Consider the following 14394-nt stretch of genomic DNA (forward strand, 5'->3'; position numbering starts at 1 on the left):
CAACACACGCCAACAAAGGAGAACATCCATGAAAGGAACGTTCCTCGCTGCATCCTTGCTCGCGTTAAGCCTGGGAGGATGCGCAACAACAGATGCTCGCGCGCAATCGTTCGAGACCAGCGCTGTGACAGATAAGGTGCAATGGAGCCATGTCGGATCGGTAGACGTCGCTGCCATCAATCAGGATCTCGTAGCGGGCAAGCCGACGGTGGATGTCGGATTGTACTATCCGTCGAACCTGCACCCCGCCGCGGCGGACATTTTGCCGCTGGACGGGCTCATCGCAGAATTCCTGAACGCGAAGAAAGTCTTCGCTCCAACAGGGGTCCAGCTCAATCTCCTCTTTGTAAAGACAGGAGAAGTAGACCCTCGGCATTTGGCGATCACGGCGTCCAAATGGGAGTCGGATTTGCCGTCAGGCGGTTATGGCAATCTCTACGTACAGAGTGAAATTCACCCTGCAGAGATGACCGACGCAGCGACAGAGGCATTCGAATCCATCATTGAAACCGAGGCGAACAACAGCCGCACAGTCTATCTCGTTGGACTTCAGAACGTCTATATGCCGTATTACGAGGATCTGGACGGCGGACGAAACTGGGCTCCCAAAATAGTCAACACGTCGGGACTGTCCTTTCCGTCGTATACGTATGCGGATACTATTCCGACCAGGCTACGCGGGGTTATCACGCTGACCAAGCATGATGTGATCAACAAGCTGACAATTGCGCATGAACTTGGCCACAAGCTGATGAATGTGAGTCACGAATACCGGGAGACCAGCCCGGCCCACGAGATTCGCTCGGATGAAGGATTGATGCTGTACGGATCAGGTACGCAGATCCCCTCTGGTGAGGATGGTCGTTGGCACCAGGAGAGGCTGCTCCTGTCTCCATACGTGTACCGGATCGATGACACGGGTCAGAAGGTCTGGAATGCAGATTACGAAGCTGGCGGCGTGTATTACGATCCGATCTATGGTGACTTCGCCGTCCAGTTTGATTAGGTCCCAAGCCGCAGCGAGCAGGCAGGTTGCCGAGCCTGCTCGCTTCTTTGGGGTAATACTGCGGCCGTCGATCAACTTCGTTTCAGCGCAACGCGTGAAGCAGACATGGAGCCGGGAGATGGCGCCTGGATCCCGGCACTGGGTTCAAGGCACGGCAATTACCCGGAGTTCAAGATTCTAGTCTTCTTCTTATTCTTTGCATGGGGAAAAGGTTGGTTTGCTTCGTGGAATGTAGTCCATTGTTTGAGGCAGTTCCGGCTTCAGTTGTGGGGCGGAGACATGGGCAAGAGACCAGCGCCTGATGGATCCGTCATTGAACTGCGCCGGGATTTCTGTGTCGGCATTGTGACCGCCTTCGCGCGTATCGAAGGCCGGGCGGTTGGCCTGATGGCAATCGGTCCCAAATGGCTTGGAAAAGCTGGCCTGTCCCTCAATGGTGATCCACCAGATTTATTGGTCCGGCGGTTTCGAGGCAGCAGCGTTCATGCTGCCACCTCCTCATTGTGAGGTTGCATGAACGCCGCGAACTCTAGACGATTGATTCAGAGTGGAAAATCCCGCAGGGCGGTGTCGCGCTTCCAGTCATGAAGCTCCGACCGACCGGCATTGAGCATTATTGTGACCGCAATACGCTTGTCCCAGCCAGTCTGATGAAAGCTGTCAAACAATGCGGGCTCCTGCCGACAGAAGATCATGTGATTTACTCGCTGCGTCACTCGTTCGAAGACCAGCATTCTGGAAGGCACTCTCGACTATATGAAGACCTGTGTCCTGTTCTCGATTTCGGCCGCGCTCAGACATTTGTTGCAAGGTTTGCGCACGCTGTGTCACAGCCGCCTCACAGATAGGGTTCCATTCGTTCGAGCGTCAGAGAGTAGGCAGCGTCGCCCACATCGTTTTCGATTGGTTCGCCTTTCAGGATGCCCTCTACCCAATAAGGCGCCCAGATGTCGGGGATTTGCTCACCCGGGTCTGCGCGGACGAAGATAATCTGGTTGGGGGGTGGTGGCGGTGTGTGAATGCATGCTCCCATGTAAGGAACAAACAGGAATTCGGTTTGCCGACGGTCGAGGTCGAAATCAAACGGAACCACATAGCCGGGAATCCGGACTGACATACCCTCCAAATCCTCGACCGTATCGAAATTTCCAAACTGGGGCATGTAATCCATTGCTGATCCCTCATCGATCTGGTCCAGCGGTTGGGCGTCCCGGAGGGATGTGGCGCTGGCCGCATAGCGTTGTTCCAGCATCTCGAAAAATTCGTCCTGCTGACGGATCAGTTCCTCTTCAGCGCCCTCAGGCATAAGGTCTTCCCATTGAATGGGCATGGGATCATCTGCATCGACGCCCCAGGCAGATGAGCGCCGGCCGGAGGTTTCGTGAGAGGCACCCGGCGCGGTGTCGTGGGCCTCGAAGTCCACACTTTCTGCATCCTCAGGCATGGCTGGCGGCGGAGGACGGCCCGCATCTGAGCCGGCCGGGTCGGACGGTGATCCACACCCCGCAAGGGTAAGGCTTAGCAACGCGGTCAGGGCTTTCATGAACGGGCGCATCATCTGGGTGAGGGGAGTGAAATTGTCGGAGCGTGCGGCGTTACTTCTGGTGCAATCTGCTCGTCGCCAATGAAGACGATCGCGTTGATCCGTTCAAGGTTCTTGAAGGAGGCAAACATGTGCACCGTGACAGCTTTCAGCCGGGAAGGATGTTCGCAGGTGAACGCATATTCAGCAACGAGATCTCTGTGTTGCGATTCTTCCTTGCCGTGATGCTCATGCGGGGATGTATCCGGCCCGGCTTCGGGCTGCAGCGAATGATGTACTGAGGTCGACCGGCAGGCAGCAGACGAGGTGAATTCGAAGATTTTGTCGGGAGTGTCCAGCGTGGCGATGGCGGATTCAAGGACGTCCTGTTGGGCAATGGTTTCAGGTGCGTGTTCAAATCCGGTGATATTGTACATCGCGCTCGTCAGATGAGCGGATATCTGATCGCCGTCCATGATGATGGCAAGATCTGCTGCACCATGCACATGAGGCGCACGGGTTTCTGCCTGGGCCAGTGGAAGGCCAATGATACCAGAGGCGATCAAGGCGGATAAAAGCGCGGATGGTTTCAAGGAAAACTCCTGTGATGAAGGGATATTCGAATCAGGAAAACTCAGAGGTCTGATGGTCAGAGCAATAGCCCGTAAACTCGATCATCAAATCCAGTGTCTGGAAGCCGCAGGCTTGTGCGCGCGCCAAAAGGCGTTGATTGTCCAGGTCGAGCGTCACCTGTTCGGCAGCGCCGCACTCCTTGCAGACCACGAATGCGATCGAGGCTTCCGGGTGAGGGCGGGCAATCGGGACATATTTCGATACGGTTTTGATCTTTCGGATCAGTCCAAGATTCTCCAGAAAATACAGGGCCCTGTATGCCGTTGCAGGTTGGGCGCAGCCAACACCTTCCAGCTTCTCCATTATGTCATATGCGCCGAGCGGCATCTCGGCGTCCAGCAACAATTCGTAGACATGTCGCCTGATCCGCGTGAACGCGCGGCCTGATTTCCCGATGGTTTGTTCTGCGTGCCGCAAGAGATCCGCTCTCGAAAGCGGGGGGCTTCCTGGTTTCGAAATGTGAGAACTGTCAGACATTCGGACTGGCCATTTAGGATCAACTCAACTACACCTACCATATGTTATGTAATAACGTAAATTAAGGTTGTGCCATGTCTTTCAATATCCGGAACCAAACAGTTTCATGCAAACGGCGGCTGGGTTGATGGGCCGGCCGGTTGCTGCAGCCATCGATGCGACCGCACTTTCGCTTTCCGGTCTTTGCGTTGTGCATTGTCTGGCATTGCCGGTTCTTGCGGCGTTTCTTCCATTGCTGGGCGCCTGGGCGGAGGCGGAATGGGTTCACAAAGTGTTTGTCGTGATGGCCTTGCCGGTGACAGGGGCCGCTCTCGTACGGGGTATGCCGCGACGAGGTCCGGCGCTTTTTGCCGGGCTTGCGATATCAGGATTGGCTCTACTGGTGACCGCCGCCTTTGTGGACGCGGTCCATTCTCTCGAAACGCCTCTCACCCTTGTTGGCGCATGCCTGCTGGCTGCTGCGCATCTCTGGCGCTGGGGGCAGCACCGCAAAGACCTGGCCAGGCCTGACGCGTAATCCGTGGGGGCGTGACGCCTCAAATCTCCAATCCTTCAGAAACAAAGAACGACGATGACTGACTCACTCCCTGTAACCGTGCTCTCCGGCTTTCTGGGCGCTGGCAAGACAACGCTGCTCAATCATGTGCTGACCAATCGCGAAGGCTGCCGGGTTGCCGTGATTGTGAATGATATGAGCGAGGTAAACATTGATGCCGCGCTGGTACGCGACGGGGGAGCCAATCTTTCGCGGACCGACGAAGCGCTCGTCGAAATGAGCAATGGTTGTATTTGCTGTACGCTGCGCGATGATTTGCTCAAGGAAGTGACGGCGCTGGCGCGGGAAGGGCGGTTCGATTACCTGCTGATCGAATCAACGGGCATATCCGAGCCTCTGCCGGTGGCTGCGACGTTCGACTTTCGGGATGAGCACGGGTTCTCGCTCGGAGATGTGGCCAAGATCGACACCATGGTCACCGTCGTGGATGCAGCGCACCTGCTCAAGGATTACAGCAGTTCGGATTTCCTGGCCGATCGCGGGGAGAGCCTGGGTGAGGGGGATGAGCGTCCCCTGGTTCAGCTATTGGTCGACCAGATCGAGTTTGCGGATGTTATTATTTTGAACAAGACAGATATTGTCGCGCCAGACGATCTCGAACTCGTGAGAAAGCTTGTCCGCTCTCTCAATCCGGATGCGGAGATCATCGAATCCTCCTTTGGTCAGGTGCCATTGGACAAGGTCATGGGGACGGCGCGTTTCGATTTCGAGAAGGCTCACAACCATCCGCTCTGGGCAAAGGAATTGTACGGGTTTGAGGAACATGTCCCGGAATCCGAGGAATATGGTATCGAGAGCTTCGTGTATCGCGCCCGTCAGCCATTCGACCCCGAAAAGCTGTACGCGTTTTTCAATGAAGCCTGGCCAAATGTCGTGCGGGCGAAGGGGTTTTTCTGGGTCGCTACCCGTCCCGAATGGTTGGGCGAAGTCAGTCAGGCCGGATCTCTGGTCCGACATAGCGGGGTTGGCACCTGGTGGGCGGCCGTTCCAAAAGAGCGCTGGCCTGAATCGGCGGCATTTCAATCCTATCTTCCGACAGTCTGGGCTCCGGAGTTTGGCGACCGGCGCCAGGAAATCGTCTTCATTGGAATCGGTATGGATGAGGCGGCCCTGAGGATGCGGCTCGACGGATGCCTCACCGAGGCTGCCATTGATTCGGCCGGAATCGTTACGAGGCGCGCAGACCTGAAGGACCCATTTCCAGTCTGGACGGTCTCGTCATGACACAAGGTGCGGGCATTGAATTTCGTGAACCACAGCGGACACAAATGAAGCCGTCAACAAACAAGGTGGTCCGGGCTGTCGGATTGCGCAGGCTGGTGGATATAGGCTTTTCTGAACAGGTAGAGCTCGCTTTGTGGCGGCGACCGGTCCCGCCGGGTCTCGACGCGGTGTTTCTCGAACAGGATTTTTCGGGGTTCATGGAGTTTCGCGTGGATGGCGCTGGAGCGGACGTCCTGTCTCAGATGCAAAGCTTCCTCACGGCGCAGGACTGGGATCAGCGCATTTGCGACTTCGTGTATTCCGACGCGTTGGCGATTGTTGACGCAAGTTCTGCCTCAGGCCCCGACTACACCGTGCGACTGGAATACGTCACCGATGACGCCTGCCGGAAATTCCACAAGGATCAGACAGATATTCGTCTGATTACGACCTATATGGGGCGCGGTAGCCAATGGATCCATGTGGATGACACTGCATCGGAGCCCGAGATTCAGGAAATGCTGCCTTTCGAAGTCGGCATGTTTCTGGGAGAGCGTTCAGAGGCGCTTGAGGGAGTGTTTCATCGCTCTCCGCCGATTGAGCATACCAGCATGTGCAGGCGCTTCATGATGGTTGTGGATGTTGAGCGACCTGGTTTCTGTTGAGCGCGAGACGTTTTGGGCAGAGCCCCGGTGGGAGAGGCGCTCTGTCCTGCACCACGGCGCCTCGATTAATGCAGAAAAGTGCTCCGCTGGCGATGCAGGCCAGCGGAGCACCATGATTACCCCAGGTCACGGGTCATCGTCTGATTGACGGGGCGGATGGCGCCCCGCCGTTCGAAGTTTGGTGCGGCCATCAAAATGGCAACGCCGAGCAGGGCGGAGACCAGAGACCCGCTGAGTACCCCGAGACGTACCTGGTCGAGCAAGGCTGCATCGCCAAAGGCGAGGGTTCCGATGAACAGGCTCATTGTAAATCCGATACCTGTCAGACAGGCTACGCCATATATGTGGGCCCAGCTTGCGCCCGTGGGCCGATTGGCAAGTCCGGCTTTGACCGCAAGAAACGTCGCACCGAACACGCCCAATTGCTTGCCGAGAACGAGGCCCGCGGCGATGCCAAGCGGAAGGGGTGCAAGCAGGTCTGTAAAGGATACACCGGTCAGCGAGACCCCGGCATTCGCGAAGGCAAACAGCGGCAGGATTCCGAACGCGACCCATGGATGCAGCCCGTGTTCAATTCTGTGCAATGGCGATTGCGATTGTGCGCGATGACCGCGTATCGGTATGGCAAGCGCGGTCACCACACCCGCGAGCGTCGCATGCACTCCGGATTTCAGGACGCATACCCAGACAAAGAGGCCAATCAGGACATAGGGTGTGACCGCCTTTACCCCCATCCGGTTGAGCGCGATCAGTCCTCCGATGCCGAGCGCTGCGAGGGATAGTGCCGTCAAGGAAAGATCCGCAGTGTAGAACAGGGCGATGATCGTGATCGCTCCGAGGTCGTCAATGATGGCTATGGCAAGCAGGAACACTTTCAGCGAGGCGGGGACCCTGCTTCCAAGCAGGAGGAGGACACCGAGCGCAAAGGCGATATCGGTCGCTGCCGGGATGGCCCATCCATTGAGCGTGCCGGGCGAGGAGGCATTGATGGCAACAAATACAAGCGCCGGACCGGCCATGCCCCCGATCGCCGCCATTATGGGCAAGGTCGCCTTGTCGGGACTGGAAAGTTCTCCCTGCAGGATTTCCCGCTTGATCTCCAGGCCGATCAGGAAAAAGAAGATGGCCATCAAACCATCATTCACCCAGAGGATCAGGGGCTTGGCAATTTCGAGCGCGCCGATTTTCACTTCGACAGGTGTCGAGAACAGGGTGAGATAGGCGTTCTGCAGCAGCGAATTGCTTGCGATCAGCGCAAGAAGCGCAGCGAGCATGAGCAATATTCCCGCCGAGGATTCGAGGCGAAGAAAGGTCTGTATACGCGATACGATCAGGGGCATCTGGGTCTTCCGGGTCCTAGAGATCAAAATCGATGTTCCGCGCCCGCTTGCGTGGCCGGCGCGCTGGTTCTGGATTATGGAGCGACGCTGTGTCCGGCCGGGATGGAGGCGGGAATGGCGTCTCGTGGTGACGGGCGCGGCGTGTCGTGCGCGAATCGCTGTCTGACTGTGAAAGGTCGGACAAATGATCGAAGAGTTCGAAAATCCAGTTCATGGGCGTGCAGGTCCTTTCAGAAATCCTGGAGGCAGGGAGGGGGAGGCAGTTCAGGACCAATCGGCTGGGATCGGCCTGGCTCGTAATCTGGTCAGGCGGCCTGTCCTGAAGCGACCGGAGCCGTACAGGACAGGAGGATTTCCGGTTCGATCCAGTCCGTGAGCTGGCTGAGGAGGCATTTTGCATTGTCGATCAACCGATCGCGATCTTTCAGGGGGCCGGAATAGCGAAACCGGCATAGCTGCCATTTCGCGGCGTGTTCATCGGTGAACTCGACCGGCATGTCCGTCACCTCGATGGGGGCCCATCCAATGAGCGCATCGACATAGAACACCAGCGCCTCCACGGATCGGTGCCATTTGGCCACCAGTACAAATTCATCCGCAGACCGAGGTTCCAAGAAGAAAGTCATGCGAGCCTGTGCGCCAGGACCCTTCCGGCCTTGGGGCACGTCATGCGGTCGGGGCGATTGTGCATCGGCAATCCTGGCCGCAGGCCGGTTGAGGTGATGAAACATTGAAAGCTCCCTGTATGGTGATCTTTCAATCCATGTGGGAGGAATGTTTCTTTAGTGAAATCGAAAAATAAACTGAAGAAGATAGGATTAAGCTATCGAATGCTTACTTTCTCCGACCGAGGAGAATCGTGGACGCTGCCTTCTTGAACTCTTCTGCCAGCCGGGGCAGGCGGTCTGCCAGTGGCGAGGATTGTCGCCAGATGAGCGAGATTTCCCGCCGGGCAAGCGGGTCATCAATACGGCGCACGACGAGGTCCGGGTCGCGGCGGGCTTCGGTCATGGCGTACAGGCTGGGAAACACCGCGACACCTGCACCCATTTCGGCCATCTGGCGAATGGCGTCGAGGCTGGTGCCTTCATATTCCGCGCTGACATGTGCCCCCGACGCCTCGGCGATGGATTGAATGGTCAGATTGAGGCGGTGGCCATATCCAAGTGTCAGAAGGGCGCGACCTGACAAATCTGCCAATCGCACATCGCCAGCCGATTGGGCGAGCGGGTCGTCGGGCGCGGCACAAATCCAGAGGGATTCCTCGAAAAGCGGCATATGATCCGCGTCTGAATGGTCTTCAACGGAAGAAATGACGGTATCCAGCCGTCCATCATGCAGGTGAGCCTCCAGATCGATGGTGCGCTCTTCACGGACCGAGAGCCTCAAATCCGGGTATTCGACGTGGAGTTGGCGTGTCACCGCGGGCAGGAGATATGGTCCGACGGTCGGAAGGACCCCCAGGCGGATGCGGCCAGCAAGAGAGGCGCCGCCGGACTGCAGAAACGCTTTCATGTCTTCGACGTCCCGCAGCACACGGCGGGCTCTTTTGACGGCTTCCTCTCCGAGGGGAGTCAGAAACGCGCCGTGCCGGCCTCGTTCCACAAGGATCGTCCCCAGCTGATTTTCCATATCGGCGATCTGGGCCGACAAGGAGGGCTGGCTGACATTTGCCCGTTTTGCGGCGTCTCCGAACTTGCCTGTCTCGGCTATAGCGACGAGGTATTGCATCTGTCTCAGGGTTGGCCGCATTGGCAATAGCCTCCAGCTATCGAAAAGAAAGAAAAATACGTTTTGAATTATGTGGCGCTCGGATCGATTTACAAGAGGCCGGAAGGGTCCGGCGCAATCAATGGAGCACCAGATGAGACAGAGTCACGGTTCGAGAAGCACAGTCACAGGAAAGGGGGAGGTACGGCCCCATCTGGGAAAAGACATCCGTCCCTTGCTTCGCCGGCAGTGGCGAAAGCGGCGACTGAAACGCTATGCGATGTCCCGAGAGATATGACCGAGCACGGCAGCGATCAGACATGACAACGGAGTACGGATCATGAGTCGATGACGTGTCCCCGATCACATTCCAAATCTTGGAGTCGGTCTGCCCCACTGAGGTGGTCCATTGGAATTGTTAGTCCGGCGGTTTCCACGTAGCGGCGCTCATACCGTTATCTCCCCACAGCAAGGCGGTATGAACGCCGTGGGCGAGATGGTTTGCGGAGCGGGTGGCAATTTCCGAAACCGCCCCCCAACAACCAAACCATAGGCGGAGAGGGTGTCAGATAATTGCTTTATTCATTTTATGTCCCCGCCAGCGTGGCCTCTGAAGGTGATTCATGGAATCAGTCGGATTCTGGAGTCGGACCGAAGTGAACGATTGTTTGAGCCACATGCGAGCGTTCGCCCACGCGTCCAAGTCGGTCCTGGAATAAAGCGGAAATCTGCCAGCTTTACGAAACAACGGACCGCCTCCCACTGAAGCGAGTTTCGCAAGCCAATTCGGTGAGCAGGGGATTCCACAGCTTTCTTGGACGTAGTTGGCGGCTTCTTTCCACCGCGGAAATCGCTCAGGCATCGGGTGCTCCTTTGAAGAAGATGCCCCGACTTATGCCGATACCTATATACGCTTTCGCGGCCAAATTTTTGAATAGCAGCTGAAACATTTGCCGGAAGGCTTCGGTCCGGCGTGTCTCAGCGAGCGAATTTGGAGGTCAATGCCGAGGTCCAACTTCAATTTCCAAAAGAAATATATTTGCCATTGGACATTGAGATGAACATCGGTAGGCCAGTAAGTCCTGAATTAGCAGGGTGTTGCGTGGAGGGCCGTAGGATTGAGACGTATTGATCAAGAGATCCTGTTTTCGCCCTCAGATTTGATCACCTTCATGGAATCTCCTTTTGCGTCCGCAATGGATCGAAAAAGACTGTTTGACCCAACTTTGTCAGAGTTGATGGATCCGGAAGATCCTTTGTTGATGCATTTGCGGAAGAAGGGGTTTGATCACGAAGACGCTTTTGTTCGTTCGCTTCAGGAAGAGGGCAAAGACCTCGTGGCGATCGAGGATGGCGATCCGGACCAGATGCATGCTTTGACGCTTGATGCGATGCGCTCCGGTCAAGAGGTGATCACCCAAGCGTACCTGCGATGCGATGGCTTTGCGGGCAAGGCAGATTTTCTGGTGCGTGTGGATGGCGCTTCGAGCCTGGGTGAATTTCACTATGAGGTTTGGGACACCAAGCTCTCTCGAAAGCTCAAGCCTTATTTCGCGATCCAGCTTTGCTGTTACGCGGAAATGCTCGAAGCCCTTCAGGGACGTCGGCCTGACCATGTCGCCGTCGTCCTGGGTACGGGAGACATCAAGCGGCTACGGGTCGTCAATTATTTTGCTTACTATCGCTCCCTGAAAGCGGCGTTTCTTGATTTTCACGCGGATACCGACGCGCCCACGCCAGATCCTGCGTTGAGCAATTCTCATGGAGATTGGAGTGAGTTGGCGGCGCGATTGTTGGAAGAAAGGGACCATCTGTCCGGGGTCGCCAATTTGCGCCGAAGCCAGATTTTGGCGCTAGAAGCAGCCGGCATCGAGACGAAGTCTGCACTTGCGGAATCCGAACTAACAGACATTCCGGGAATGAATGCGGATGTGTTGGGCCGGGCCAAGGCTCAGGCTCGGCTACAAATATCTTCCCGTGACAAAGCAAAGCCTGACTTTGAGGTCTTGCCACACCCGGTCGGCCTGGCGCGAGGTCTTGCCTTGCTACCTCCTGCAAGTCCTTCCGATGTATTCTTCGACATTGAGGGATTTCCTGGGCTTGAAGGCGGTCTCGAATATCTCTGGGGTAACACCTATTTTGAAGCGGATGGTTCGCGCGCGTTCAAAGATTTTTGGGCGCATGACAAAGCGGAAGAGAAGCGCGCCTTCATCGAGTTTATCGACTGGGTTTATGAGCGATGGCTCAAAGACCCATCAATGCACATCTACCACTATGCGAGCTATGAGGTCTCCGCCATTCGGCGCCTGATGGGGCAACATGGCGTATGCGAAGACAAAGTAGATGCTCTATTGCGGAACAAGGTCTTCGTTGATCTGTATACCATCGTTCGTCACGGCCTACTAATAGGTGAGCCCAAATACTCCATCAAGAATGTCGAGCATATCTATAGGGGTAAGCGCTCCACAGAGGTGGCAAGTGGGTCTGATAGTATCATTGTCTACGAGGCTTGGCGCGAAAACCCCGACGGGATGACCTGGCAGGAATCAGAAGTCCTGCGATCGATCAGGGATTACAACATTGATGATTGCGATAGCACGCAAGAGCTGACCGATTGGCTGCGGGAACTGCAGGCCAAAAAAGATATTGCATATATTGGTGGAGGGGAAGAGGATGTCATCGAGCCGCCTCAAGGTGTCGAGGATGTTGCCCGCCTTCGCGACGAGTTGCTGACAAGAGCAGAGCAGTGGCCGGACAAGTCCGAAGCAGATGTGATTGAACTCCTCGCCTGGTCTTTGGAATTTCACCGGAGAGAGGCCAAACCAGTCTGGTGGCGGTATTTTGATCGCCAGGGGTGGTCAGAAGCAGAACTCTACGAAGACATGGATTGCCTTGCAGGAGTGCAACGAACAGGCAAGCCAGCTTTCAAACCGAAGCGCGGCAACCCGGTCCATGAATACAGGTTCGATGTTGATCAGCCGTACAAAGGTTCAGCGAAGAATTTTTATGTTTTTGACCATGACGACCTCAAACTGACCGTAAAGGAATACGACCCGGAAACGGGTGTGATCGCCTTTGGATCTAAAAAAGATCTGCCGGAGCGCATGAACTTGCTGCCGGATGAGTTTGTTTCGCCAAAGCCCATTCCGGAAGCCATTCAGCATGTTGTTGAAGACATCATGGCTTCTGGCATGAAGTCTTGTGCCATCGTCGATTTCCTGAAGCGCAGCCGACCTCGTATTTCTGGTAACCCTGAAGGCCCCATTCTGAAAGGTGAGAGGCCGCTACTGGATGAAGTCATTGACGCGGTGGATAATCTTGAGAACAGCTACCTTTGTATCCAAGGGCCGCCAGGCGCCGGGAAAACATACACAGCGAAGCACATCATTGCGGATCTTCTGACCAAGGGGCTGAAGGTCGGCATAGCGTCAAACAGCCACAAGGCGATCAACAACCTGTTGGCAGGCGTTGCTGATCAGGTTCAGGCGGATGGAATTAAAGCCCGACTTGTGAAAGCGCAGCGTGACGATACAGATCCCATCTTTGAGCGAGGGGATGTTGCTCATATTCCAAGCGTCAAAGACCTCTCGGTTTCCAATGCTCTGTGCTTCGGTGGGACGGCCTGGGCGTTTGCCAATGCGGGTGTTGAGGATGAATTTGATTATCTGTTCGTCGATGAAGCCGGCCAGGTTTCAATCGCCAATTTGATCGGTATGAGCGCGGCTACAAAGAATATTGTTCTCATGGGCGACCAGATGCAGCTGGCCCAACCTATCCAAGGTTCTCACCCAGGACAGAGTGGCCTTTCGATCTTGGATTATCTTCTACAAGGCAAAGCAACCATCCCGGCTGATTTGGGCGTTTTCCTTCCAAAGACTTATAGAATGCACCCCGATGTCTGCCGGGTTATTTCTGAACAGGTCTATGACGCTCGCTTGGGATCTGATGCCAGCACTAGCCAGCATGTGGTTCAGACCAATGGGGCTCGTGTTCCGAAGCGATCTGGCATTTGCTTTGTAGGTGTTGAGCATGATGGTAACAGCCAGGCGAGTGATGAGGAGATCGCCGAGATTGCCAAGATCGTTGACGAGCTGCTGGACACGGAGCTGTGGCCAGATGAAAGTGGCGAGCTTCGCAAGGTCACGCTCGATGACATCTTGTTCGTCGCGCCCTACAACTACCAGGTCAACAAACTGAAGGCCGCGCTTGGGCCACGGGCTAGGGTGGGCAGCGTCGACAAATTCCAAGGCCAGGAAGCGCCGATCGTCATTCTTTCTATGTGCGCTTCAGATGCATCTGAAAGTCCGCGGGGAATAGAATTCCTGTTTTCCAAAAATCGGTTGAACGTCGCTATTTCTCGGGCACAGGCGCTGGCGATCGTTGTTGCCCATCCTGGATTGGCGAACACAAGTGTGAGCAATCTCGAGCAGATGGAGCAAGTCAACTTTTTCTGTGAACTTCTATTAGCCGGCATGTGAACACTGGTATTGCATATTCTAAGATCAATTTTCAGAATCGATTGGGAGTAGATGAAGCATTGAGTTGGGATCAAATTGAAGAGCGAGTGGCTCAGAACGAACAGGAGTTCTCCAACCCGCTTAGAATGGAACTTGTTGAAATTTTGAAGGGCACTGCTGGCATTGTTCCCGATCCACTCAGCGGACAGGACAAGAAGATTATCTTTATTCGCTTGGGCGGTAATAATGGAGCACTATTGGCAATCGAAATCTCCGGCAAAACAGGCTTAACTTGTTGGTGTGAGGCGCAATTTGAAAGTGCGATCCAATCAGCAGGGCTGGTGCCACAACTTAAGCCCTACAAGAAACAACCGGGTACTAACAATACAGGGCGGCATTCTGGCTTGGATCGCAAGAATAGATTTGAGCCTGTAACTCTGGTGAACACGAAGGTGAAAAGCGCAGCTGACATTCGCTCGATCATTACAGCTATCATGCGTCCTGAGTTCGACTGGGCAGAATTCTGGGGTGGCTTTCTGGGCGCTATGGGAGAGGTTGATGTGACGCCGAGCAGGACAGACACGCTCTTGCTTTCTCAAAAAGGTGGCGTTCGCCTCGAGCTTCGAACAAATACTGGCAGCAACATGCTGCATGTCACACTCTCAATCTCAGGAGAGGGGGCATCAGGGCGATACAATCACCTGCGTTCCATCCTTCCGCAGATTGAAGGACGATTTGGAACGGAGCTTTCATGGCGGGGCTGTCCGTCGTCAGGTATTTGAGACTTCAGGCTGCCTGACTTAAGGAGGGTCTGGCGCATCTGGG

14 protein-coding genes are annotated in these 14394 nt (G+C 55.4%); 7 read left to right on the top strand and 7 right to left on the bottom strand.

Annotation, left to right across the window (positions count from 1 at the left end; translation table 11 throughout):
* Positions 1-28: 28 nt before the first annotated feature.
* Positions 29-1006: a hypothetical protein gene (locus HF955_RS14700; protein WP_291076112.1), complete on the top strand. Its 978-nt coding sequence runs from the start codon at positions 29-31 to the stop codon at positions 1004-1006.
* Positions 1007-1111: 105 nt separating this feature from the next.
* Positions 1112-1513 carry a hypothetical protein gene (locus tag HF955_RS14705; RefSeq protein WP_291076113.1) on the top strand — a complete coding sequence of 134 codons (402 nt, stop codon included), beginning with the start codon at positions 1112-1114 and terminating at the stop codon, positions 1511-1513.
* Between the two features lie 35 nt (positions 1514-1548).
* Here HF955_RS14705 and HF955_RS14710 read toward each other — a convergent pair whose 3' ends face one another.
* The 4 genes from HF955_RS14710 to HF955_RS14725 all read right to left on the bottom strand — a co-directional run bounded on the left by HF955_RS14710 (position 1549) and on the right by HF955_RS14725 (position 3578).
* Positions 1549-1740, bottom strand: coding sequence for a hypothetical protein (locus HF955_RS14710; RefSeq protein WP_291076115.1), 192 nt, complete (start codon positions 1738-1740; stop codon positions 1549-1551).
* Between the two features lie 104 nt (positions 1741-1844).
* Positions 1845-2549, bottom strand: coding sequence for a DUF3299 domain-containing protein (locus HF955_RS14715; protein WP_291076116.1), 705 nt, complete (start codon positions 2547-2549; stop codon positions 1845-1847).
* An 11-nt stretch (positions 2550-2560) separates the two neighbouring features.
* Positions 2561-3121 carry a DUF2796 domain-containing protein gene (locus HF955_RS14720; RefSeq protein WP_291076117.1) on the bottom strand — a complete coding sequence of 187 codons (561 nt, stop codon included), beginning with the start codon at positions 3119-3121 and terminating at the stop codon, positions 2561-2563.
* Positions 3122-3152: 31 nt separating this feature from the next.
* Positions 3153-3578, bottom strand: a complete 426-nt coding sequence (locus HF955_RS14725; protein WP_291076119.1) for a Fur family transcriptional regulator — start codon at positions 3576-3578, stop codon at positions 3153-3155.
* Between the two features lie 187 nt (positions 3579-3765).
* On the opposite strand from HF955_RS14725, the gene HF955_RS14730 reads away from it, so the two are divergent.
* The 3 genes from HF955_RS14730 to HF955_RS14740 are packed head-to-tail and all read left to right on the top strand — an operon-like array spanning position 3766 to position 6062.
* The gene (locus HF955_RS14730) at positions 3766-4155 is read left to right on the top strand and encodes a MerC domain-containing protein (RefSeq protein ID WP_367279801.1); all 390 of its coding nucleotides are present in this window, start codon (positions 3766-3768) and stop codon (positions 4153-4155) included.
* A gap of 54 nt (positions 4156-4209) precedes the next feature.
* Positions 4210-5418, top strand: coding sequence for a zinc metallochaperone GTPase ZigA (gene zigA / locus HF955_RS14735; protein WP_291076123.1), 1209 nt, complete (start codon positions 4210-4212; stop codon positions 5416-5418).
* Positions 5415-6062 carry a DUF1826 domain-containing protein gene (locus HF955_RS14740; RefSeq protein WP_291076124.1) on the top strand — a complete coding sequence of 216 codons (648 nt, stop codon included), beginning with the start codon at positions 5415-5417 and terminating at the stop codon, positions 6060-6062. The genes zigA and HF955_RS14740 overlap by 4 nt, the downstream gene beginning before the upstream one ends.
* A gap of 116 nt (positions 6063-6178) precedes the next feature.
* Here HF955_RS14740 and nhaA read toward each other — a convergent pair whose 3' ends face one another.
* The 3 genes from nhaA to HF955_RS14755 all read right to left on the bottom strand — a co-directional run bounded on the left by nhaA (position 6179) and on the right by HF955_RS14755 (position 9154).
* Positions 6179-7402 carry a Na+/H+ antiporter NhaA gene (gene nhaA / locus HF955_RS14745; RefSeq protein WP_291076126.1) on the bottom strand — a complete coding sequence of 408 codons (1224 nt, stop codon included), beginning with the start codon at positions 7400-7402 and terminating at the stop codon, positions 6179-6181.
* 305 nt (positions 7403-7707) lie between these two features.
* On the bottom strand, positions 7708-8028 hold the full coding sequence (locus HF955_RS14750; protein ID WP_291076127.1) for a hypothetical protein: 321 nt from the start codon (positions 8026-8028) through the stop codon (positions 7708-7710).
* Positions 8029-8236: 208 nt separating this feature from the next.
* Positions 8237-9154: a hydrogen peroxide-inducible genes activator gene (locus HF955_RS14755; protein WP_291076128.1), complete on the bottom strand. Its 918-nt coding sequence runs from the start codon at positions 9152-9154 to the stop codon at positions 8237-8239.
* Between the two features lie 1076 nt (positions 9155-10230).
* On the opposite strand from HF955_RS14755, the gene HF955_RS14760 reads away from it, so the two are divergent.
* Together HF955_RS14760 and HF955_RS14765 are read left to right on the top strand one after the other, a co-directional pair.
* The gene (locus HF955_RS14760; protein ID WP_291076130.1) at positions 10231-13590 is read left to right on the top strand and encodes a TM0106 family RecB-like putative nuclease; all 3360 of its coding nucleotides are present in this window, start codon (positions 10231-10233) and stop codon (positions 13588-13590) included.
* Positions 13587-14351 carry a hypothetical protein gene (locus HF955_RS14765; protein ID WP_291076132.1) on the top strand — a complete coding sequence of 255 codons (765 nt, stop codon included), beginning with the start codon at positions 13587-13589 and terminating at the stop codon, positions 14349-14351. The genes HF955_RS14760 and HF955_RS14765 overlap by 4 nt, the downstream gene beginning before the upstream one ends.
* Positions 14352-14394 lie beyond the last annotated feature (43 nt).

It is taken from the genome of Hyphomonas sp. (assembly GCF_017792385.1).
In the GTDB taxonomy this organism is placed as follows: Bacteria; Pseudomonadota; Alphaproteobacteria; order Caulobacterales; family Hyphomonadaceae; genus Hyphomonas.